The following is a 23,104-nucleotide window of genomic DNA, read 5'->3' on the forward strand; positions in this document are numbered from 1 at the left end:
GTCACGACCTGTTGGAAAGGAAAGGGCTCATGTCCCATCGGGGATATGATCCGATAATGGCGTCGTGGAAGCGAGTATTCGCGAGCGGGCTGATTCTCATTGGGCCGATATTCGTTACGCTGTACGTCGTGTATCGGGCCTACGCGATCGTGGCGGGGATCACGCCGACGGCCGTGGTCGATGCACAGGCCTTGCAGGGCGTCATCGACAACGAGCCAACTCGGTTGGCTATCGCCCACGTCCTTCGGCTTGCGATCTCGCTGACCGTCTTCGTGCTGGTGACGATCGTAATCGGCACCCTGACCCGGACGACGGTCGGTGATCTCTTCGCCCGCAGCGTCGACAGCGTCGCGAACCGCCTCCCGGGGCTCCGGGTCGTCTACAACGCGTCGAAGATCGCCGCCGAAACCACGATCGGCGAGGAACAGGCCCTTCAGGAACCCGTCAGAGTCAAGAGTTGGGATGGGAAGGAGCTACCAGCGTTCAAGACCGGACACACGACCAGCGACGGCCGAACGGTGCTTTTCATTCCGACGGCACCGAACATCTCCTCCGGATTCGTCGTCGAAGCCGAGGACGACCGCATTACTGAAACGGACGAGCGCGTCGACGAAGTGCTCGCGCGGGTCCTGAGCGGCGGGTTCGGTGAGTCGACCCATCCACAACTGGCCACCCAGTCGGACCGATCCGAGACGCCTGACGAGGAGTGATCGGTTGCACCGGTCTCAGGTCGAGTCGGGCCGGACCACCGCGTTCTCGAGGTCACCGCCGGTCTCGAGCGCCTCGACGTTTTCGGCGACGATGTCGGCCAGCCGATCCCAGTGCTTTGGCGTGTGACCGCCGGTGTGTGGGGTGATCAGACAGTTCTCGAGGTCCCACAGTGGGTGGTCAGCCGGCAGCGGTTCGGGGTCGGTCACGTCGAGGGCAGCCCCGCGAATGCTCTCGACCTGGAGCGCCGAGACGAGCGCGTCGGTGTCGACGATCCCGCCGCGGGCCGCGTTAATGACGACAGCATTCGGGGGCAGCGTCGCTAGTTCTTCTTCGCCGACGAGCCCGCGGGTCAGGCCGTTCAGTGGACAGGCGAGGACGACGTAGTCGCTGCGTGAAAACGCCTCGTGGATGTCGGCCTCGTCGAAGCCGAGCACCTCGTCGGTCGGGCCACCCTTGGACGGCGTATACCGAATGCCGATCGTCTCGACCTCGAACCCCTCGAGACGCTTGGTGATTTCCTGCCCGATCGAGCCGAGGCCGACGATCGTGACAGTACTGTCAGTAAACTCGAACGATTGGAAGTGTCGCCACTCGCCGTTTCGCTTGCGCCGCCACCCCTCGTGGAGCCGGCGTGCGAACACGAGCATGTTGCCAATCGCCTGCTCGGCGATGCCGGGCGCGTGGATACCGCCGGCGTTCGTGACGGCGACGCCGTGGTCGGCCAGTGCATCCACCGGCACGTGGTCCGTGCCGGCGAAGGTACACGCAAAGAGTTCGAGCCGGTCGGCACGCTCGAGGAGGTTCGTCTCAATCGTGATGCCAGTCACGACCCGGGCCTGTGGGACGAGTTCGCGTTCCGTTTTGGGCGTCCGTGCAAGCGCGACGGTGTGGTCGGGAAGCCGCTCGCGCAGCGTATCGGCGTACGATTCCATCGACAGTCCTTCCGTCCCCTCTCGCAGAACAACGATGTCTGGATTCGTGTGCATGTGGATCGTGGTCACGTCATCGCGACGCGTTGTCCGACGATTGTCAGCAGCCGACTTATCCTTTTTGTGTACCCATCGTAAACGACAACTGTGTATAGTTAAGATAGTGGGGCACGTCATCAGCCCACATGAGCGAGCCAGTGCGCAATCGCCTCGTTTCCGTTCGACGGCGTCTCCACCGCCACCCCGAACCCGCATGGCGCGAGTTTACCACCACTGCCCGGCTCGTCGACGAGATCCGTTCGATCGGCGTCGACGAACTCGCTGTCGGCTCGGCGGCCTACGACCCCGCCGACCGGATGGCTGTTCCCGACGCCGACCTCGAGCCGTGGCGCGAACGCGCCCGCGAGCGAGGTGTCGACGAGGATCTGCTCGAGCAGCTGTCCGGCGGCACCACTGGCGCGGTCGCCGTCGTAGAGCGCGGTGAGGGACCGGCGATCGGCCTGCGCGTCGACATCGACGGCCTATTCATCGAGGAATCGACCGACGGAGAACACGTCCCCGCTGCCGAGGGCTTTCGCTCGGAGATCGACGGCACGATGCACGCCTGCGGCCACGACGCCCACATGACCTGGGGGCTGGCCGCGCTCGAGGCGATCGCCGAGAGCGACTTTTCGGGACGCTTGGTCGTCTTCTTCCAACCAGCCGAGGAGACCGGCGGCGGGGGCTGTCCGATGGCAAAAAGCGAGTACGCCGACGGACTGGACTACCTGCTCGCGGTCCACGTCGGCCTCGACCACCCGACCGGCGAGGTCGTCGCAGGCATCGAAAAGCCGCTGGCGATGTGCCACGTCGACGCGACGATCGAAGGAACGTCCGCCCACGCGGGCAAAGCACCCAACAAGGGGGCAAACGCCATGCACGCCATGGGAACGGCGATCGAGAACGCCTACGGCATCCCCCGGCACAGCGACGGCATGACCCGCGTGAACATCGGGAAGGCTGAGGCCGGCACCGCGAGCAACGTCATCGCCGAGCGCGCCCACATGGAAGCCGAAGCCCGTGGCGAGACGACTGAACTGATGGCATACACGAAACGGCGGCTCGAGCGCACGATCCGATCGGCGGCGGAGCTACACGGCTGCCGAGCCGAGGTCGACGTGGTCAGCGAGTCGCCCCGCGCCGATAGCGATCCCGAGCTGCAGCAGATCGTCAGCGACGTCGCCGGCGGCGTCGCAGGAATCGAACGCGTGCTACCGGCTGCCGACTTCGGTGCGAGCGAGGACGCGACCTTCCTGATGGAGCGCGTCCAAGACGATGGCGGCCTCGCCTCATATCTGATCGTTGGCACCGACCACCCGACGAGTCATCACACGCCCACCTTCGACGTCGACGAGCGCAGCCTCACACACGGTGTCGACGTGCTCGTCGAGACGATCCGCGAACTCGAGCGTCGGCATCCAGTTCCACGAGAGGACAACGAATGACCGAGGGCAGCGACCCCCGCGTTACCCTCGCAGACGTCGAAGCCGCTCGAGAGCGCATCGCGGACGTGGTCCACCGGACGCCACTCGATACTTCGCGGACGTTTGCCGAGTTGAGCAATGCGGCCTCGGTCGGGCTCAAACTCGAGAACGTCCAGCGGACAGGATCCTTCAAGATCCGCGGAGCGTACAACAAGATGGCCCAGCTTTCGGACGCAGAGCGCGAGGCAGGGGTTATCGCCTCGAGCGCGGGCAATCACGCCCAAGGTGTTGCGCTGGCCGGCGACCTGCTCGATATCGAGACGACGATCGTCGTCCCCGAGGTCACTCCCGCAGCGAAGATCGAGGCCACCCGCAGCTATGGGGCTGCGGTGGTTGTGGAGGGAGACATCTACGAACGCTCCTACGAATTCGCGCTCGAGCGCGCTGCAGAGACTGGCGAGACGTTCGTCCACCCCTTCGATGACGCGGCCATCGTCGCCGGCCAGGGAACGATCGGCCTCGAGTTGCTCGAGCAATACCCCGACCTCGATACCGTGCTGGTCGCTATCGGCGGCGGCGGGCTCATCTCGGGCATCGGAACGGTCCTGAAGGCTGCCGAGCACGACGTTCGGGTGATCGGGGTCCAGCCAGCGGGAGCCACCCACGCGAAGCCGTCGCTCGAGTGCGGCGAGATCCGCGAGCTCCAGAGCGTCGATACCGTCGCGGAGGGGATCGCGGATACGCGCATGCTCGAGACGACCTTCGAAATCGCTCGCGAGGTCGTCGACGACGTAGTGAGCGTGAGCGACCGAGAGATCGCCGCCGCGGTGACCCTGTTGGCTGAACGCGCGAAGACCGTCGCCGAAAGCGCCGGGGCTGCCCCGCTGGCTGCCGCGCTCTCGGACGAGTTAGCGCTGGAAGGTGCGCACGTCGGCGTCGTGATCTCGGGCGGAAACGTAAATCTCACCGAGCACGCCGAACTCACGCGGACGGGATTGTGCGAACTCGAGCGCTATACCGAGGCCCGACTCGCACTCGAGGGGTGGCCGACCACGGTTGGCGACGTGGTCGAGGTGGTCGAAGCCGAGGGAGCCGAACTGGATATTCTCGAGCGCGCGCGTCGAACGGGTGACGACCACCCCAACCGGACGCCGGTCACGATCGGACTCGAGGGAAGTGGCCTGGAGCATCTCAACGGCGTGCTCGAGGCACTAGCGGGACTCGAGGGCGTGTCGGTCGTCGAGCGGTCGCTCGAGTGATTGCTGGCCGTGTCCGGCGATCGATGATCGATTACCGCAGCGGAGATGTCACCAAAATAATTTAAATACCCATCCAACAAATCAGTGTGTGAATCGATCCCTCCTCTATCACGTCTCGCAGATGGTCGTCGGTGGCGGCCTCGTGATGATCGCCGTCTCGAATTTTTTGTCGGGAAATCCCGACGGTGTCAGGTTGTCCATTAGTTCGGTACTGATGATCGTTGGCGGTGTCGGGGTTCTGATCGGAAACGGCTACCACGTCCTGACTGGGAACGTCGATCGCGTCGAGCTCGGTCCTGTGTCCATCTGGCTCTCTGTGGTGGCTGCGATTCTCATCCTCCTCGCGGGAGTACTGCAACTTCTGCTACTGCTGGGGTAAGCGACTGCTGCTCTCGCCGCTGGAGCGTTTATTGCATGTCGCGTCCACCTCACTCGAGGCAACGAAGTAGCGCGGTGCAGTGAATCAATATCTGTGTATCGCACCGGCGAGCGAACGTCACCGACCGCCACCGAACCGCGTGTAGAAACGAAAATCGATCGTCGAGCGAGAGCCTTACGCGACCGTCGCGCTCGGGCTGACGGCCGCGATCGCCTCGAGAAAGATCCCCGTTCCCAACTCGATCTCGCGCTCGGTCGCGTCAAGCGGTGGGAGCAGCCGAATCGTTTTCTCCCCACAGCCGAGCGTCAACAGCCCGCGTTCGAGGGCAGCTTCGACCACGGCGTCCCGACGGTCTGCTGTATCGAACTCGACGGCGAGCATCAGCCCCTTACCGCGGACGTCCACGACGGAGTCGGGTGCGTCGTCGCGAATGCGTTCTTTTGCTTGCTTGCCGCGCCGAGTCGCGTTGTCGAGGAGGTCGTACTCGTCGATGGCCTCGAGGGTAAAGGCCCCCATCATCGAGCCGAGCAGGTCGCCGCCGCCGAACGTCGACCCCAAGCGGTTCTTCTCGTCGGGGAACACGTCGGAACGGGCGATGGTCGCGCCGACGCGCAAGGCCTTCGCGCTGGCGATGACGTCCGGCTCGATCGGGTAGTGATCGGAAGCCCAGATCTCGCCGGTACGGCCGATCCCGGCCTGGATTTCGTCGACAACCAGTGGGATGTCGTATTCGTCGGTGACGGCCGCAATCTCCTGCATGAACGCCTCGCTGGGGAAGCGGTAGCCGCCGACGCCCTGAATCGGCTCGAGCGCGAGGAACGCGATCTCGTCGGGGTCGACGTGGCCGCCTTCGGGTGCGAGCATGCCCCGGAGTTGCGAACCGCCGCCTGCGAAGAAGCCACAGTCACAGCTGTCGGCATCACAGCCACGATCAGCACAGAACGGCACCGTCTCGATCCCGTCGATCTGGGGATAGTTGCGGGTGTAGACCGATTTGGACTTGGTGATCGACAACGTGCCGAGGGTGCGGCCGTGGAAACTGCCCGAAAAGGCGATGCCGTACTTCGCGGGCGCGCGGTAGTCGTTCGTGATCTTCATCGCGTTCTCCATGGCCTCCGCGCCGGAGTTCGAGAGGAAGACGGTGTCCATCCCGTACTGACTCGAGACATCGGTAAGTTTCTCCATGAGGTGGCTCGAGCCCGGCACCGTCGATTCCTTGGGGGAGGGGCCGGAGCCGAAGTACATGTCCTGCCCGGCGATCTTCAGCGGCTCGACGAGGTCGAACTCACGGACCTTTGTGAGGACCTTCTCGTTGTTGTAGCCGAGTGGGGCCGCACCGATGTGGCAGGTGAAATCGAGCAGGACGTTCCCGTCGACGTCGGTGACGAACGGGCCGTCGGCCGCCTGGGTTATGTCCCAGACGAACTCGTGAGAATACTCGCTGGGCGCGGAGTACTCCTGATGGAAGTTCACCCACTGCTTGGCGTTCGGACCCGGAAGCGCGTCCGCGTCGGGTTCCGCCGTGTCCCTATCCATACACAATTTATGTGTACCACATACATTAAAACTTGTTATGGGTTAGCGAAGGGAGCGGAGCATCACGGTCGACTCCCCAACCACGTCAAAAAGGAGAGCAGCATGACAGCCGACACGAATCGTCAGCCCGTGTGATAGCGGGAGACGGCCGGCTCAATCGTCGTCCGACTCGACGGGGCCGCCGGGACCGGACGGTGACTCCGATTCGGCCGGCCGGCTCGAGCCGACGAGCACGGTTTCGTCTTGCAGCAGCACGCGGCCGTACTCTGAACCGAAGTCCTTGATCAACGCGAGCATCGAGAGGAAGCAGACGAACGCGAAGGGCGTCCCGGTAATGATCGCCGCCTGCTGGAGCGTGTTCGCGCTGCCGGTGCCGCCGAGGATCATCAAGATTGCGGCGGTCATCCCGAGGACGACGCCCCAGAAGATCCGGTTGATCGTCGACGGGCGGGCCTTGCCGCCGGTCGTCATCATCGAGACGGCAAGCGTCGAGGAGTCCGCCGACGTGACGAAGAACGTCGTCACGAGGATCATGAAGGCCAGCATGAAGATCGATCCCATGGGGAACGTCTCGAACAGGATGAACCCGGAGACCTCCGCGCCCTGTTCGCCGGCGATCACCGCGCTGAAGTCGGCGATCCCGTTGTGGTGGGCCCAGACGGAGGTGCCGCCGACGAACGTGAACCACGGAATGGTGGCTGCCGAGGTGGCGACGATTCCGGTAAACGCGACTTCCCGGACGGTCCGTCCCTTGGAGATACGAGCGATGAACAGGCCCGCGAAGGGCGACCACGAGAGCGCCCACGCCCAGTAGAAGACGGTCCAGGCGTTCATCCAACTCGTCGCCTCCGGATTCCCCGCACCCATTGGACCGGCACCGGTAAAGAGGCTCATCGAGACGAAATCGGAGATCATCCCGCCGAAGGCCTGCGTGCCGAGCAGGATCAAGAACAGCGTCGGGCCGACGATGAACGTCGCAAACATGAGGAGGACGAACAGCACCATGTTGAAGTTCGAGAGCCGGCGAATCCCCTTGTTGACTCCGAGCACCATCGAGGTGGTAAACAGTAAAGTCATAAATGTCACCACGAGAAGGATCCCGATGTTCCCCATGCTGATTCCCCATTGGTACTCGAGCCCGGTGACGAACTGACTCCCGATGAAGCCAAGCGACGTGGCCACGCCGCCGATCGTCGCGAAGACGGCGAGGATGTCGACGACTTTCGCGAACGGCCCGTCGAGATTCTCAGCGCCGATGATCGGTGTCAGCGCCGATGATACCCGTAGCGGGACGTTATCGTAATTGTACGCGAAGTAGCCGATCGCGATTCCCATGATGGTGAACACTGCGAGTTGGGGCAGCGCCCAGTGGAACAGCGTCTGCTGGATGGCGATGGTCATCGCTTCGGCCGATCCACCTTCCACGCCGCCGAACAGCGGTGAGGGACTGTCGTAGTAGAACAGCGCCTCGGTCGGGCCCCAGAAGACGACACCCGCCGCGAACCCTGCGGAATACAGCATCGCGAAAAACGACAGGAAGCTGTATTCCGGCGACTCGTCACCCAGTCTGATCGACCCCCACGGACCAATGATCAGGAACAACAGGAAGACGACGATCAGGAACACGATCAACAGCAGTGCCCAGTTGAACGCGCCGAGCAGCTGATCGTTCAGCGTCGAAATCCCGCTCTCGACAGTGCTCGGGCTAATGAAGAACGCCGCGATCACCCCGACGGTCAACAACGCGCCGAACAGGAAGACCGTCGTATCGATCTCCTCGCGGAACTCATCAACCATCCCCTTCTCAGCGCCACTCATCTCGTCTCACCTCCGAACTCGGACGACAGCGTGATGGTTGGATGCGAGTCAGCCGCCCGCCCGCCATGCTGTGTGACGCCATACCGTGGCCATCAACAGCGTACACAATAAGTGTTTCTCAGACTGCGATTTTATCTACAGATTGCGTTTACTCTGTTGCTACTCGAAGAGACAAGAACACAGTGGCTGCATATGCCCGGTCGACCGCCGCTGTCGAAACACAGCAGCCGATTCACCGCGTGCCGCCGGACTCCGCGCATCGAGACGAGTTCGTTCCGGCAGGTCGTCTCGCCAGTCGACTGTTGTGCGGGTGGCAGTGTCGCGAGACTCGGACAGCAGCCACCGCGACGGCGATACCGACAGTGTGTCGAGCCGATCGCAGGAGAAGAATCTGTGGCGTCGAGTTGGGTCGGGCCGGACTCGAGCACACGACCCAGAGTTTCGGCGACAGCGGGCGTGTCAGTTCGTCAGTTCCTCGAGCGATCGCTCGCGAGCCGCGGCGCTTTCGGCCACTCGTTCGGCGAACTCGTCGACGCTGTCTTTGATCTCCTCGCGGGTGTCCGCCGGCGAGAAGGCGTCGGACATCGTCAGCAGGCGCACGAACGCACGCAGTTCCTCATCGGAGAGCTGGGCGAACTCCTCGTGCTCGAGTTTGTCGACGACCTCGTCGACGTCGATCTGGCCGACCGGTTCAACGTTGAACTCGACGTTGACCATCCGGTAGTTCGAGCCGGCGAGTTGTTGTTCGGCCTTGCCGACGCCCTCAGAGAGCATGTCTTTGAACGGGGTGTGATAGCCCATTGTCCCGAGATGGAGAAAGGCGAGCATATCGGTGATCCCCTGGGTATAGGCGTCGCGGTCCTCGTCGTCGGGGTCGAAGACCGTCTCTCGGTCGCGTTCTTCCATGTACTCGAAGAGGATGCTGAAGTCGAGGATCGCGTTGCGAACCCGGCGACGGATCCGGTTTCGCTTCTGTTTCTTCGAGTGGTCGGTGTAGTCGGTCTTCCGGCCGAGCAGGAAATCGCGGTCGGAGGGGGTCAAAATTCCGCGCGGGCGGTCCGAATCCGCTGCCGCCTGTAACGACTCCGGCACGTCGTCCTGGCTCATACGGGATACACAGAGGGCGCGCGGATTAACGTTTCCCATCCACCGACTGCGTTGCGAACACAGACCAGTACGCTCGGCCGCGCTACGGCCGTCGTCTCGAGAGTTCGAGGGCCGTCTCGGACAGCAGCGCGACCCCGATCTCGAGGCTCTCCTCGTCGATATCGAACGTCGGCGTGTGATGGCTCGTCGGGTGGTCGGTCCCGATAAGGACGTATGATGCGAGGCCGCCGCTGTCCTGGACGTGCTGCATGAGGTAGGTCACGTCTTCGCTGACGCCGAACTCCTCGGTCGGAATCACGCGCTCGACGCCGTCGACTTCCCACGCGACGTTGCCGACGAGATCTCGCAACGCGGGGTGGCTGTCGACGCGTGGCGACTCGCTGATCACCCGCGGCGTGACGTCACAGTCGTGCATTTCGGCGGCGGCATAGAGGACCCGCTCGAGTTCCGTACGCGTATACTCCATCAATGCAGTCGTCTCGCCGCGGACCTCGGCCTCGATCGTGACCTCCTCGGCGATGACGTTGCTCGCGGTGCCGCCCTCGATACGGCCGACGTTGACCCGGGTCATCCCGTCGGCATGGCGGGGGATGCCGTAGGCATTCTGGATCGCTGTCGCGGCTGCTTGCATGGCGTTTGCCCCCTCGTTGGGCGCTTTGCCCGCATGGGCGCTTGCCCCCTCGAACGTCGCAGTCAAGTGGGCCATCGCCAGCGGCTTTTCGATGCCTGCGACGATCTCGCCGGTCGGGTGATCGAGGCCGATATGCAACGCGAGCAGATAGTCGACATCGTCGAGATAGCCGCTTTCGGCCATCGCCTTCCCGCCGCCGGAGATCTCCTCTGCGGGCTGGAAAAACGCCTTCAGCGTGCCATCGAAGTCGCTTTTTTTGACTGCCTCGAGCGTCCCCAGTGCCATCGCGAGATGCGCATCGTGGCCACAGGCGTGCATGTAGCCGTCGTGTTCGGACCGAAAGCCCTCCGCGGCCGGTCGGTGGTCGCGCTCGTCGGATTCGCGCATCGAGATCGCGTCGAGATCGACGCGCAACCCGATACAGGGCCCCTCACCCTGTTCGACGGTCGCAATCACGCCCGTATGGCCGTCGGCAGTACGCTCTAAGACATCCGAGCGAACTCCTGCCTCGCGGGCGCGCTCGCGCCACGGCTCGAGATCCGACTCGGTGGGGACGGCCATGCGCTGGTCGGTCGCCAGCGCCTCGCGGCCGACGGCAATCTCGTCGACGCCGATTCGCTCGAGTTCATCGACGACCCTGGCGGTCGTCTGGAACTCACGCCAGCCCGGTTCGGGATGGCGGTGGAACTCTCGCCGGAGTTCGCGCAGTCTGTTTCGTTCCTTGTGTGCCATTCGTTCCCAGGAGGTTGGGTGAAGAACTACTTAATGGTGACCGACATGAGCAAAGCGACGGCCCGTTACCGACGGGGCTGCCGATCAACTCGAGCGCTGGTCAACACGGGCGAACGGCACGTATTCTCTGCGGCAGCCCAGCCAGCGATCAGCCGATGACTGCGATCGCGTCGGTGTCGAACACAGCGTATGAGCTTCAGACGGTCTGCTATCAGTCAGTACCGGTGCACCCGAAGGACGGTCGCGGGTGCACCGAAACCCAGTGACAGGAAACCGTATCAGGCGGCCTGTGTCGCTTCGGCGGTCAGGTCTTCGATCGCCGCGATGACGACGTCGAGTGCCGTCTCGGCCAACTCGTGGGTGAGCACCAGCGGCGGCAACAGTCGGAGCACGTTGCCGTGGCGGCCGGCCGTCCAGACGAGGACGCCACGCTCGAAGCAGTACTGCTGGATGGCGTCGACGAGGTCGCCGTCGGGGTGGCCGTCAGTATCGACGAACTCGGCACCGATGAACAGTCCTTTGCCGCGAACGTCGGCGAGTCGGTCGGTCTCTGCAGCTGCCTCGCGGAGCCGCCCCCGGACGTACTCGCCGAGGTCGCGAGCGTGGGCGAGCAGGTCGTGCGCCTGGATGTACTCGATCGCGCGGATACCGGCACGCATCCCGACGACGTGACCGCGGTAGGTGCCCGCATGGTCGCCCGAGCCCCACGTGTCGAGGTCTTCGTGATACATCGTCGCCGAGAGCGGGAAGCCCACACCACCGAGGGCTTTCGCGGAGGTCATCGCGTCGGGAGCGACGCCCTCCCAGTCGCTGGCCCACCACTGGCCGGTGCGGCCGAGACCGCTCTGAATCTCGTCGAAGACGAGCACCACGTCGTTGTCGTCGGCGATGTCGCGCAGCCCCTGTAAGAATCCTTCTGGTGGGGTCACGATCCCGCCCTCACCCTGGATCGGCTCGACGATGATCCCCGCCGGGTTCGCCAGCCCGCCGTAGGGGTCCTCGACGATCGCCTGGACCTCCTCGAGCGCGTGGTCGACGGCTTCCTCGGGCGTCTTGTCCTGCCGGAACGGATCCGGATACGGCGCGTGGACGACATCGGAGAGCAGCGGCGTGTAGTGGCCCTTGAACTTCTTGTTCGACGTGACGCTCATCGCGCCGGTCGTCGCGCCGTGGTAGGCCCCGCGAAAGGCGATGAGGCCGTCGCCGCCGGTGTTGTACTTGGCGAGTTTGATCGAGGCCTCGATCGCGTCGCTACCGGTCGGGCCCCCGAAAACGACCTTGTTCTGTCCCTGGAGGCCGTCGGGGGCGATCTCGTCTAACTTCTCGATCAGCTCGAGCCGGGCCTCGGTCGGGAAATCGACCGTGTGGACGAACTTGTCGGCCTGCTCGTGGACGGCCTCGAGGACGTAGGGATTCGCATGGCCGACGTTCAACACGCCGATCCCCGCGAAGAGGTCGATATAGGTGTTGCCGTCGGCGTCCCGAACCGTCGCCCCCTTGCCGTCCTCGAAGGCGATCGGGATGTCTTCCGGATAGGCGACCGCGCTACTGTCGATCTCCCGCTGTTTCTCGAGCAACGCCTGCGTCTGTGGACCCGGAACGGAGGCGACGGACGGGGCGTCCGCGAAGTGGAGTTCGTCGATCGGTGGTCCTGCCGTCATAGGTGTGGGAAGGTGGAACAATGATAAATACCTTGTCCACAGAATCCATATGGATTGTATACAGTTATTGAGTACAGGTGCCGGCGCACCTGTATGCCGTGTCGCGAGTGTGCCGGAACCGACCGACAGGAGCCCGTATGAGTGGTGACCAGCGAGAAACGAGCGCAGACGGAACATCGACCGTCGTCCAACTCGAGGCGGCGGCCTATACGCGCTCGGCGTCGCGAAACGCCTCGAGCATCGCATCGTCGATGCCGTCGCGCGAGAAGACGGTGACGATGTCGTCGGCCCGGATTTCGGTGTCACCGTGTGGCGTCAGAACGACGTCGTCGCGTTCGATCGCGATCACGAGCGCATCGTCGTCGAGGACCTCCCGCCCGACAGCGCGTTGGAGGGTCGTCCCGGCGATCGGTGCGCCGGGATCGACGGTTACCTCGGCGACTTCCGCATCACCCGAGAGACTGACGAAATCGGTAATCGACTCACACTGGGCGTTCTCGTCGGAGCCGTACGGGGCGTATGGCTGCCAGATTTCGTTTTGGACGAGGACTTCGTCTTCGATCTCGACGCCAAGATCCGACAGGGCCCGGGAGATCCGGCGGAGATCAGCCGTGTCCTCGCCGACGGCCAGCACGTGGAGGTTCCGGCGGCCAGTCATCAGTTCGCGGACGTTGATCACCCCAGAAATGCTCTGTGTCCGGCGGGCGATCAGTTCCCGCTCGGAAACCGGCGCGTTACACATAAACAGGTTCGTCAGGCGACCGTCCGCTCGCTCGAAGTCGACGGTCGCGTGGTAGCCAGTCAGCACACCGTAGTCTTCCAGTCGTGCAATCCGGTTCCGAATCGTTCCCGGCGACACGTTCGTTTCCTCGGCGATCGTTGGTGCCGAGACGTTCCGTGCATCGTCCATCAGCGCGTTAATGATCCGCCGATCGATCTCGTCGAGCCGATGCTCCATGTCTCATGGTCTCGAACCCCCCATCATACAGTGTTCCGATCTCACTCGAGTAACCAATCATTTATTTTATGTTTTTCACGGAACGCCAATATACATCCATAATTATGGGGATTCAACAATATAATCACGGGGTTTATCATCGGTTCCGCTACAATCCCGACTCAATGAACGCTCGACATCGGATACGTGGACCACCACCCCGATCGGACGCGAACGCGACCCGTCTGCTACGGTCGCCAACCGAGTGGATATGTCGACGGGGTGATGCCACATGAGCGCCGACGAGGAGCTCGCAAAGGACCTGGGACTCCTCTCGGCGATCACGATCGGGATCGGGACGATGATCGGCGCGGGGATCTTCGTGCTCCCGGGGACGGCCGTGGCGCGAGCGGGGCCGCTCGCTGCCGCGACCTTCGTGATTGGCGGCGTGACCGCGCTGTTTACGGCCTTGTCGGCCTCTGAGTTGGGGACAGCGATGCCAAAGTCGGGCGGCGCGTACTTCTACGTCAATCGCGCACTCGGTCCCCTGTTCGGCTCGATCAGCGGCTGGGCCAACTGGCTCGGGCTGGCGTTTGCCTCCGCGTTCTACATGTACGGGTTCGGCGAGTACGTCAACGATTTCGTCGGCGCGTCGGCACTCGCGCTCGGCCCAGTCACGATCTCAGCGGCGCAGATGATCGGCCTCGTCGGCGCGGCGCTGTTTATCGGCATCAACTACGTCGGTGCCAAGGAGACCGGCGGACTCCAGATCGCGATCGTGTTAACGCTGCTCGGTATTCTCTCCCTGTTTACCGTTGTTGGCCTGTTCAACGCCGACCTCGAGTCGCTGCGACCGATCGCGCCCGAGGGAACGCCGGGTGAGGTGCTTCCGGTGACGGCCATCGTCTTCGTCTCCTATCTCGGCTTCGTCCAGATCACGTCCGTCGCCGAGGAGATCAAAGATCCCGGCCGGAACCTCCCGCTTGCGGTCATCGGCTCGGTCCTCATCGTCACGGTCGTCTACGCGCTGTTCCTCGTCGTCTTGCTGGCAGCAGTGCCGAACGAACTGGTGGCGAACAACGAAACTGCCGTTGTCGACGCCGCCGAGTTGCTGTTCAGTCAGTACAGCGTCTTCGGCATCGGGCTGGGCTGGCTCGGCTGGGGGCTGTTGTTGCTCGGGGGCCTGCTGGCGACGGCCTCGAGTGCGAACGCGTCGATCCTCTCGTCATCGCGGATCAACTTCGCGATGGGTCGTGAGAAGATCCTCTCGCCGTCGGTCAACGACATCCACGAACGCTTTGGCACGCCGTTTAAATCGATTCTGATCACGGGCGGACTCATCATCGCCTTCCTGTTGTTTGGCAACCTCCAGTTGCTGTCGACGGCTGGCTCGGTGTTGCACCTGATCGTCTACGGGCTGTTGAACATCGCGCTCATCGTCATGCGCGAGGCCGAACCCGCCGAGTACGATCCCGACTTCGAGGTGCCGCTGTATCCGCTCGTCCCGATCATCGGAGCGATTTCGTCGTTCGCGCTGATCGCGTACATCGAGCCGTTCGTCATCCTGCTATCGGCAGCGCTCGTCGTCTTCGCTGGTGTCTGGTACCTGCTCTATGCCCGCCAGCGCGTCGAAAGCGCCGGCGTGTTCGTCAACTGGGTCCTCGAGCGCTCCGAGGAAATGCCCGACGCTGCGGTGGCCGCGGCCGACTCGGTTCGACCCGAGGCCGCCAGAGCCGCCACGGGCACGGATGGCGGTGATTTCCGCGTGATGGTGCCGCTTGCGAACCCGCGTACCGAGAGCGAGCTCATCACGCTCGCCGGTGCCATCGCCAAACAACGAGAGGGAACGGTTCACGCGGTCCACATCGTACAGGTGCCCGACCAGACACCGCTCGAGCGAGGTGCCCAACAAACCGAGCGAATCGATGCCGAGTCTCGGAAGCTCCTCGAGCAGGCGCGAGAGGACGCCGAAACGTTCGGCGCTGCCGTCGAGACCCACACAGTGCTCTCACACCGCTCGTTCGAGGAGATCTTCGACGCCGCGCGCACCTTCGAGGCTGATCAGGTCGTCATGGGCTGGGGGCCAACCTCGCATGGCCGTGCCGAGTCGCGTCTCGACGAACTGACTCACGATCTCCCCTGTGACTTCCTGGTGCTCAAAGATCGTGGGTTCGATCCCGACCATATTCTGCTGCCGACCGCCGGCGGCCCCGATTCGGTCCTCGGCGCAGAGACCGTCCGCTTGCTCCGCACGGAGTTCGGCTCCCGTGTGACGCTGTTACACGCCGTCGACGAGGACGAGTCCCGCGAGGAGGGCGAACAGTTCCTCGAGGAGTGGGCCGCCGAGAACGGCCTAGCTGACGCCGACCTGCTCATCGACGACCGCGACGTCGAGACCGCGATCGCCGATGCGGCCACGGACGCGACGCTGCTGGTGATCGGCGCGACCGAGCGAGGGTTGCTCTCGCGGCTCGTCACCGGCTCGCTGGTGCTCGACGTCCTCGATGACGTCGAATGTTCGGTGTTGCTCGCCGAACGGGCCCGCAAACGGACACTGCGCGAGCGTCTGCTGGGGCTCAAAAAGGACGAGTAGTCCCGTTCGCTCGGCTCACCGTCTATGACTACCTGTGCGAGAAACTGAGGAACAGCCTTACGCGTGGCGACCGCTGTACGTGATATGATCCCGCCGATCGCCGACCGGTTCGTCGCGGGAGAGTCTCCTGCAACGGCGCTCGAGCACGTCCGTCGACTGAACGAGCAGAACGTGAAGGCGATCGTCAACCTACTGGGCGAACATTACGACGACCGCGACGCGGTCGCTTCCGACGCCGCAGAGTACCGCCACCTCGTCACCGACATCGCTGGCTCGGAACTCGCGGCCTGCATCTCCGTCAAACCCTCACAGCTAGGGCTGGATCTCGGTGAGGACGTCTTCCGGTCGGAGCTGTCGGATATCGTCGACACAGCAGCCGAACACGGCGTTTTCGTCTGGGTCGACATGGAAGACCACACGACGACAGACGCGACGCTCGAGGTCTTCGAGACCGTCGCTCGCGAGCACGACGGTGGCGTCGGGGTCTGCGTGCAAGCGAACCTTCGCCGGACGCGCGCAGACGTGCGGCGGCTCGCGGACGTTCCCGGAAAGGTCCGCTTGGTCAAGGGTGCCTACGATCCGCCGGCAGACATCGCGTACACGGACAGCACACGGGTCGATCAGGAGTATCGAACCCTGCTCGAGGACGCGTTCGAACGCTACGACGGCGGTATCGCGGTCGGCAGTCACGATCCGGCGATGCTCGAGCACGCGATGGCCCTCCACGATCGGTACGGTACCGATTTCGAGATCCAGATGCTCATGGGCGTCCGCGAAGACGCCCAGTACGATCTGGCCGACGAGTACGAGGTCTGGCAGTACGTTCCCTACGGCGAGCGGTGGAAATCCTACTTCTACCGCCGGGTCACCGAACGGACGGACAACCTCCGGTTTGCGCTGCGGGCCGTGCTACATAGCTGAAATTAGGCCAGCAGACACATCACTGTGGAGGCCTCCGACAAGTCCGCAACGCCGGACAGTATCGCAATCGGGCGGTTAGGGTATGAGGCTATACTCCCCTCACGTATACGCTAGGTAATGTCTACCGAACAGTTCACCAACACACAGAAACGTCTCGCGGAGTTTTTTGGCTCCGCGACGCTCGTCTTCGTCATCGTCTCATCGGGGCTGCTCGCCGACGGGATGCTCGAGGCGTCACCGAGTATCGGCGTCTTGTTCATCGGCCTGGCGACGGCCGGCTGGCTGTTCGTCCTCGTCCAGATGCTCGGGCCAATCAGTGGGGCCCACCTCAACCCGGCGGTCACCGTTGCACTGCTCGTGACCGGGGATACGGACATGAAGACCGCACGGCAGTACGTGCCGGTCCAGTTCCTCGGCGGGCTCGTCGGCGTCGGCTTGGCAGGACTCACCTTCGTGAGCACGATCGGGTGGGAGGTGTTCGCGATCTCCGCCGTCGAGCGCCCCGCATCCACCTGGCTGGCCGAGTTCCTCGGGACGATGTTGCTCGCATCGGCGATCATCTCGCTGATCCGTCAGGACAGCGAGTGGATCGGCCTCGCGGTGGGCTTTACCGTCGGTATGGGGATCATCGGAACGGCCTCGACGGCGTTTTTCAACCCACAGGTCGCTCTCGCTCGCGTCTTCACGTCAGGGATCGCCGGAATCCAACCGTTCGATGCCGTCATGTTCATGGTCGCGTCGACGTTCGGCGGCGTCGCTGCGGGTCTCATGTGGCGATACCTGTGGCCCAGACCGAGCCTGATCGGCAAGCAGGAGCCAAAGCCCGATGACGAGTCCGTTCTCGAGGAGTTGGCGACGGAGACGTAATCTGCTGTTCGAGACGGCCGGGGAGACGATCGACTTTGTTCGCGTCTTCGACACGCAGTTAGAGCCTGATTCGGACAGATAGCGGATCGGCGTGTCTCCGCTGTGTCCCGTCGTGTTACTCGGCGCTCAGTTCACTCCGTGCCCCTATATAGAATCGTGGAGAACAACAGATAGTATAAAGGCCAACGGGTTCATCGTCTGGGACATATGACGACGACGCTCGGAACGGCGAGCGCGAGGCCCGGCGAGATGGACACGGGCCGTCTCGAGGTCGGCGAGACCAGAGACGGGGGTTCGGTTGGACTGCCCGTTGCAGTGGTAAACGGTGCCTCCTCTGGGAAGACACTCTACATGCAGGCGGCCAGCGACGGCGACGAACTCAACGGCGTCGGCGTCATCCAGCGCGTCGTGCCGCGACTGGATCCCGCCGAGCTTTCGGGGACGATCCTGATCGTCGGGATCGTCAACTACCACGCGTTTCAGGTCGCCGAACACCGCAACCCGATCGACGATACGAAGATGAACCGCGCCTACCCGGGCAACGAAAACGGCACCTCGAGCGAGCGGATCGCAGCCGCGACGTTCGATGCCGCCACCCGGGCCGATCTGATCCTCGACCTCCATCAGGGGTCGACCAGCCAGATGCTAGACGAGGTTCGCGTCCGCTGTGGGAAACGCCATCGCCTCCACGACCAGTGTCTCGAGCTGGCGAAGGCCTTCGGCTGTGGCTACGTCTTGGACCAGAAGGGGCCGGACGGTCAACTCGCCCGGACAGGCCCCGACGAGGGCATCCCGACCGTCGACCCCGAACTCGGTGGGGCCGTCGGCTGGGACGAAGAGAGCATTCGGAAGGGCGTCGAGGGCGTCTTCAACGTCCTCCGGTACTACGGCTTCCTCGAGGGGAACCAGCCCCTCGAGACCCAGACCCGTGCCAGTGGCTTCGAACAGTACGGCGCGCCCGCAGGCGGACTGGTCACGCTCGAAAAGGATCTGGGCGACCGGGTGAGTCCCGGCGAGACGATCTTTACCGTGACGACTCCCTTCGGCGAGCCGAAAGCCGAGGTGACGGCCGACAGCGGCGGGATCTTCTGGCGTGCACGACGCCTCCCGCAGGTCGCGACCGGCGAGTACGTCTGCTCGGTCGGCACCGATATCGGCCAGTACTGAGATGGCCGCTGATCTCACCTGTCCCGACTGTGGGGCCGTCTACGCGGCCGGGCCGGACGAGCCGTGGCGCTGTGGCTGTGGCCACGCGCTTGAGTTTACCGAACGACCCCATCCGCAAGGCGACCCGCTGCCGTTGCACAACCTCGACACCAGCGAAGGACTGTGGACGTTCTTCGAGTTCCTCCCGATGGAACAGCACGTCACCTTCTACGAGGGGTTTACGCCGCTGGTCGACGCCCCCGACTGGGACGCGGAATTTAAACTCGAGTACGTGTTCCCGACGGGCTCGTTCAAAGACCGCGGTGCGACGACGACGCTCTCACGGGCCGTCGAACTCGGCGTCGAGAAAGTCATCGAGGACTCCTCGGGCAACGCCGGCGCGTCGATCGCGACCTACGCGGCCCGGGCCGGGCTCGCGGCGGACATCTACGTTCCGGCCGACATCAACCAGTCGAAACTGATGGCGATCCAGCGGGCCGACGCCCGGCCAGTTCGCATCGAGGGGACCAGAGAAGACGTGACGGCGGCCTGTCTCGAGGCCGTCGAAGGCGACGCGAGCGACACCGAGGCCGACGAGCGCGACGCTCCCTACCAGACCGGTGCGGGCTGGTACGCCAGTCACGCCTGGAATCCCGCGTTCTACGCCGGGACGATGACCTTCGCATTCGAGGTGGCCGCCCAGCAGGGCTGGACCGTCCCCGACGCCGTCGTTCTTCCGATCGGCCACGGGACGCTCCTTCTGGGTGCCTACCGTGGCTTTTCGCTGCTCAACGAGGCCGGCATCGTCGACGGAATGCCCCGCCTACTTGGCGCACAGGCCGCCGGCTACGCACCGATCGTCGCCGCACTCGGTGGCGAGCCGACCGACGATGACGGCACCCGGGCGACCATCGCGGATGGCATCCAGATCACCGAACCCGCACGCGGCACCCAGCTCCTCGAGGCGATCGAGGCGACCGACGGCGATGCGATCGCACTCGGCGACGATCCGATCGAATCCACGCTGGATCGTCTCCACCGCAGCGGATTCTACGTCGAGCCGACCTGTGCGGTCGCGCCGGCAGCCCTCGAACAGTACCGCGAGCGTGGCGTCATCGACGACGCCGACGACGTCGTCGTCCCGCTGACCGGCAGCGGATTGAAAACCCTATGATCCGTCAGTGCTGACGAGTTCATAGATGGTCAGCCGACCGCCGACGTTTTGTCCCGACTGTGGGAGCCGCCTCGAGTCGACAGTAGCCGACGACCGCGAGCGCATGCACTGTCCGCGTTGTGAGGCGATCGTCTGGCACAATCCCGTGCCGTGTGCCGGCGTCGCGGTCGTCGACCGCGACCGGCCCGACCCGGCCGTGCTCTGTGTCGAACGCGGGATTCCGCCGGGTGTCGGCGAGTGGACGATCCCCGGTGGTCACATCGAAACCGGCGAAGAACCGCCCGAAGCGGCCGCCCGCGAACTCGAGGAAGAGACTGGCGTCGCCGTCGATCCAAGAGAGGTCGAGATCCTGGCCGCGTCGGCGATGCCACCGCGGGCGGGCAAACACGTGGTGACGGTCCACTACGTGGCCGACTGGGCAGACGCCGACGGCGAGCCGGTCGCGGGCAGCGACGCCACGGATGCCCGGTTCTGGACGCCGGCTGACTTCGACGCCTCCGGCGAGACCTTTCGACCAGTCCACTACGAGCGGTTTCGGGAGGCCGCGGCGTTGCTCGAGTGACGTCGGCGACGGTTCTTCCTTCGGCTGGAGTCGGAGACAGACGAGGACAGAAATCGACGGAGAGACTGTCCTATTCTGAATCCCGCGTATTGATCTCCTCGGAGACCCGTTCGCCAGGGCGGCGGAGGGCGTCGCTTTCGACTTCGTAGACGTAGCCGTGGACGGTGACCTCGTCGGGAACGAGCGGGTGGGCCTCGAGATAGTCGAGTTGGGCCTGACACGCCTCGTCGATGTCGTCGGTCATAGCAACCCACTCGGCGATCGAGGCGTCGCCGATCTCTAAACTGGGGAGTGCGGGATTGAGATCGACATCGTCGAGGCTCCCGCCAGCGACGTCCTCGAGCCCGTCGACGATGGCCTCGTCTGGTGCGCTCATCATCCCACAATCCGTGTGATTGACGACGATTATTTCCGTCGTGTCGAAGAAGTTCGTACTCAACGCGGCACTCCGGATGACGTCGTCGGTTACCTTACCGCCGGCGTTTCGAAAGATGTGGGCGTCACCCAGGGAAATGTCGAGTGCGTCTTCGACGGGAATCCGTTCGTCCATACACGCGATGACGAGGAGCTGCTTGTCGGTTGGGATGTCTTTCTGGCGGCGGCGCGCCCAGTCATCTCGCTGCTCGACGTGTTCGTCGACCTGCTCGAACACTCGTCCGGCTTCTGATTCGGATTGGTCAGTTGGTCCCGCCATATGTGGTGTGGTATACTACATCACAGATCATGATTGGCGTTACGGCAACCACCGCCAGCATCTATGACGGTCGAATCTGCTAGAGGTCACGAAAAGAACGGGCAGGATCATCCGACCCGTCCCCGGAGCTATCCCGCCTCCCGTCCTCGAGACGAAACCCGACATTCCTTTACTCGAGCCCTGAATACGGGCGGGTATGTTCCTCTCCCTACGCGCGGAGGTCGAGGACGCCCTCGAGGGGGCGCTTTCCGCACTCGACTTCCCGACGGACGATCTGGGCCTCGAAGAACCGCCGGACGACGTTGCGAGCGTCCTCGCCTCGAGCGTGGCGTTCCGACTCGCTGGCGAGGCTGGCGCAGCGCCGCCGCAGGTCGCCGGACAGATCGCAGACGAGATCGATGCCGATGAATTGACCTACGTCTCCGAGATCCAGACGCAGGGGCCGTATCTCAACTTTCTGCCGAGTGACGCGTATCTCGCTGATACCCTCGCCGACGCGACCGACGACGACTACGGCACTCTGCCGGATCGCGAGGAATCCGTCGTCGTCGAGCACACGAGCGCGAACCCGACGGGGCCGGTCCACGTCGGCCGCGCACGGAACCCGATCATCGGCGACGCGGTCTGCAATCTCCTTGATTTCGCCGGTTACGACGTCGATCGTCACTACTACGTCAACGACGCCGGTCGGCAGATGGCCGTCTTCACCTGGGCCTACGAGACCTTCGACGAGGAGGACTTAGAGAGCGAGCCCGAACGCGACCGCATCGAGTACGACCTCGTCCGGTACTACCGCAAGGGCAACGCCTACCTCGAGAACGCTGCCGAGAGCGAGGTCGAGCAGGCTGAAGCCGAAATCGAGTCGATCATGCAGGGCCTCGAGGCCGGCGACGACGAGGCCTACGAGCGCGTCAGCGAGGTCGTCGATCAGGTGCTCGGCGGCATGACGGAGTGTCTCGCGCGCCTGCCCGCTGAGTTCGACGAGTTCGTCAAGGAAACTCGGTTCATGCGCAACGGTGACACCGACGACCTCGTCGCCCGCCTGAAAGAACTCGACGAGTCCGTTTACGAGGAAGACGCCTGGCAGCTCGAGCTCGACGACCACGGGATCGACAAGAACCTCGTCTTCCTGCGCTCGGACGGCACCTCGCTGTATGCCACCCGCGACCTGGCCCACCACGAGTGGAAGTTCGACAACTACGACCACGCGGTGACGGTGCTCGGCGAGGACCACAAACTGCAAGCCAAGCAGCTTCGCACCACGCTCGAGTTGCTCGGCAACGAGACCGACGACCTCCAGCAGGTGCTGTACTCCTATGTTAACCTCCCAGAAGGGAAGATGAGCACGCGCCGCGGCACTGGCGTCGATCTCGACGACCTGCTCGATGAGGCGATCGACCGCGCCAGACAGGAAGTCGAAGACCGGCTCGACGACCGCATCCGTGACGACGACTTAGACGAGGACGACATCGAGCGCATCGCCCATCAGGTCGGGATCGGCGCGGTCCGTTACGACATCGTCTCCAAGCAGCCGACAAAGGCGATCACCTTCGAGTGGGATCGCGCGCTCGATTTCGAGGCCCAGTCTGCGCCGTACGTTCAGTACGTCCACGCGCGCTGCTGTGGGATTCTGGAGGAAGCGGGAATCGACCCCGAAACCGGCATGGACGACGTCGAGACTGCCGTCGACGCCGACCTCCTCGAGACTGAGGCCGAGCGGGACCTCCTCGAGACGATCGCACGCTTCCCGGCGGTCGTCGACGAGGCAGCCGACGACTTAGAGCCCCACGGGATCGCGACCTACACCCGAGAGTTCGCCGACCGGTTCAACGGCTTCTACCGGGAGTGTCCGGTACTCGCCGACGACGTCGACCCCGACGTCCGCGAGGCGCGGCTGGCACTGGTTGCGGCCTCGAAACACGTGGTCGCGAACGCCCTGTCGATTCTGGGCGTGGCCGCACCGCGGTCGATGTAACCGCGGCGG

General features: G+C 63.9%; 19 protein-coding genes. 11 read left to right on the top strand and 8 right to left on the bottom strand.

Annotated elements, in window-relative coordinates:
* The first annotated feature begins 56 nt into the window (after positions 1-56).
* Positions 57-710: a DUF502 domain-containing protein gene (locus BDK88_RS01135; protein ID WP_130498781.1), complete on the top strand. Its 654-nt coding sequence runs from the start codon at positions 57-59 to the stop codon at positions 708-710.
* A 15-nt stretch (positions 711-725) separates the two neighbouring features.
* On the opposite strand, the gene BDK88_RS01140 is transcribed toward BDK88_RS01135, so the two are convergent.
* A complete protein-coding gene (locus tag BDK88_RS01140) occupies positions 726-1,697 on the bottom strand; it encodes a D-2-hydroxyacid dehydrogenase (protein WP_130498782.1) in 972 nt (323 codons plus the stop codon).
* A 128-nt stretch (positions 1,698-1,825) separates the two neighbouring features.
* Between BDK88_RS01140 and BDK88_RS01145 the strand changes: the two genes are divergently transcribed.
* From BDK88_RS01145 to BDK88_RS01155, 3 genes are all read left to right on the top strand, one after another.
* Entirely contained in the window at positions 1,826-3,124 is a 1,299-nt protein-coding gene (locus tag BDK88_RS01145; protein ID WP_130498783.1) for an amidohydrolase, read from the top strand.
* Positions 3,121-4,362, top strand: a complete 1,242-nt coding sequence (gene ilvA, locus BDK88_RS01150; RefSeq protein ID WP_130498784.1) for a threonine ammonia-lyase — start codon at positions 3,121-3,123, stop codon at positions 4,360-4,362. Before BDK88_RS01145 ends, ilvA begins: the two co-directional genes overlap by 4 nt.
* Before the next feature lie 88 nt (positions 4,363-4,450).
* Positions 4,451-4,741: a hypothetical protein gene (locus BDK88_RS01155; protein WP_130498785.1), complete on the top strand. Its 291-nt coding sequence runs from the start codon at positions 4,451-4,453 to the stop codon at positions 4,739-4,741.
* Between the two features lie 174 nt (positions 4,742-4,915).
* On the opposite strand, the gene BDK88_RS01160 is transcribed toward BDK88_RS01155, so the two are convergent.
* The 6 genes from BDK88_RS01160 to BDK88_RS01185 all read right to left on the bottom strand — a co-directional run bounded on the left by BDK88_RS01160 (position 4,916) and on the right by BDK88_RS01185 (position 13,184).
* Complete coding sequence (locus BDK88_RS01160) at positions 4,916-6,277, bottom strand: aminotransferase class III-fold pyridoxal phosphate-dependent enzyme (RefSeq protein ID WP_130498786.1); 1,362 nt, start codon at positions 6,275-6,277, stop codon at positions 4,916-4,918.
* 153 nt (positions 6,278-6,430) lie between these two features.
* Positions 6,431-8,095 carry a BCCT family transporter gene (locus tag BDK88_RS01165; RefSeq protein WP_207225241.1) on the bottom strand — a complete coding sequence of 555 codons (1,665 nt, stop codon included), beginning with the start codon at positions 8,093-8,095 and terminating at the stop codon, positions 6,431-6,433.
* 459 nt (positions 8,096-8,554) lie between these two features.
* Positions 8,555-9,202 (bottom strand): hypothetical protein, encoded by a 648-nt coding sequence (locus BDK88_RS01170; protein ID WP_130498787.1) that lies wholly within the window; start codon positions 9,200-9,202, stop codon positions 8,555-8,557.
* An 82-nt stretch (positions 9,203-9,284) separates the two neighbouring features.
* A complete protein-coding gene (locus BDK88_RS01175) occupies positions 9,285-10,565 on the bottom strand; it encodes an amidohydrolase (RefSeq protein ID WP_130498788.1) in 1,281 nt (426 codons plus the stop codon).
* Between the two features lie 278 nt (positions 10,566-10,843).
* On the bottom strand, positions 10,844-12,226 hold the full coding sequence (locus tag BDK88_RS01180; protein WP_130498789.1) for an aspartate aminotransferase family protein: 1,383 nt from the start codon (positions 12,224-12,226) through the stop codon (positions 10,844-10,846).
* Between the two features lie 205 nt (positions 12,227-12,431).
* Positions 12,432-13,184: an Lrp/AsnC family transcriptional regulator gene (locus BDK88_RS01185; RefSeq protein ID WP_130498790.1), complete on the bottom strand. Its 753-nt coding sequence runs from the start codon at positions 13,182-13,184 to the stop codon at positions 12,432-12,434.
* A 271-nt stretch (positions 13,185-13,455) separates the two neighbouring features.
* Here BDK88_RS01185 and BDK88_RS01190 point away from each other — a divergent pair, with 271 nt between their 5' ends.
* The 6 genes from BDK88_RS01190 to BDK88_RS01215 all read left to right on the top strand — a co-directional run bounded on the left by BDK88_RS01190 (position 13,456) and on the right by BDK88_RS01215 (position 20,426).
* Positions 13,456-15,756: an amino acid permease gene (locus tag BDK88_RS01190; protein ID WP_130498791.1), complete on the top strand. Its 2,301-nt coding sequence runs from the start codon at positions 13,456-13,458 to the stop codon at positions 15,754-15,756.
* Between the two features lie 84 nt (positions 15,757-15,840).
* On the top strand, positions 15,841-16,677 hold the full coding sequence (locus BDK88_RS01195) for a proline dehydrogenase family protein (RefSeq protein ID WP_130498792.1): 837 nt from the start codon (positions 15,841-15,843) through the stop codon (positions 16,675-16,677).
* Positions 16,678-16,794: 117 nt separating this feature from the next.
* The gene (locus BDK88_RS01200; protein WP_130498793.1) at positions 16,795-17,544 is read left to right on the top strand and encodes an aquaporin; all 750 of its coding nucleotides are present in this window, start codon (positions 16,795-16,797) and stop codon (positions 17,542-17,544) included.
* Between the two features lie 207 nt (positions 17,545-17,751).
* On the top strand, positions 17,752-18,711 hold the full coding sequence (locus tag BDK88_RS01205) for a succinylglutamate desuccinylase/aspartoacylase family protein (protein ID WP_130498794.1): 960 nt from the start codon (positions 17,752-17,754) through the stop codon (positions 18,709-18,711).
* 1 nt (position 18,712) lies between these two features.
* Positions 18,713-19,864 (top strand): threonine synthase, encoded by a 1,152-nt coding sequence (locus tag BDK88_RS01210; protein WP_130498795.1) that lies wholly within the window; start codon positions 18,713-18,715, stop codon positions 19,862-19,864.
* A gap of 25 nt (positions 19,865-19,889) precedes the next feature.
* Positions 19,890-20,426 carry an NUDIX domain-containing protein gene (locus tag BDK88_RS01215; protein ID WP_130498796.1) on the top strand — a complete coding sequence of 179 codons (537 nt, stop codon included), beginning with the start codon at positions 19,890-19,892 and terminating at the stop codon, positions 20,424-20,426.
* A 70-nt stretch (positions 20,427-20,496) separates the two neighbouring features.
* On the opposite strand, the gene BDK88_RS01220 is transcribed toward BDK88_RS01215, so the two are convergent.
* On the bottom strand, positions 20,497-21,120 hold the full coding sequence (locus BDK88_RS01220; protein ID WP_130498797.1) for a beta-class carbonic anhydrase: 624 nt from the start codon (positions 21,118-21,120) through the stop codon (positions 20,497-20,499).
* Positions 21,121-21,316: 196 nt separating this feature from the next.
* Here BDK88_RS01220 and argS point away from each other — a divergent pair, with 196 nt between their 5' ends.
* On the top strand, positions 21,317-23,095 hold the full coding sequence (gene argS / locus BDK88_RS01225) for an arginine--tRNA ligase (protein ID WP_130498798.1): 1,779 nt from the start codon (positions 21,317-21,319) through the stop codon (positions 23,093-23,095).
* Positions 23,096-23,104: the final 9 nt, after the last annotated feature.

The organism is Natrinema hispanicum (genome assembly GCF_004217335.1).
GTDB lineage: Archaea > Halobacteriota > Halobacteria > Halobacteriales > Natrialbaceae > Natrinema > Natrinema hispanicum.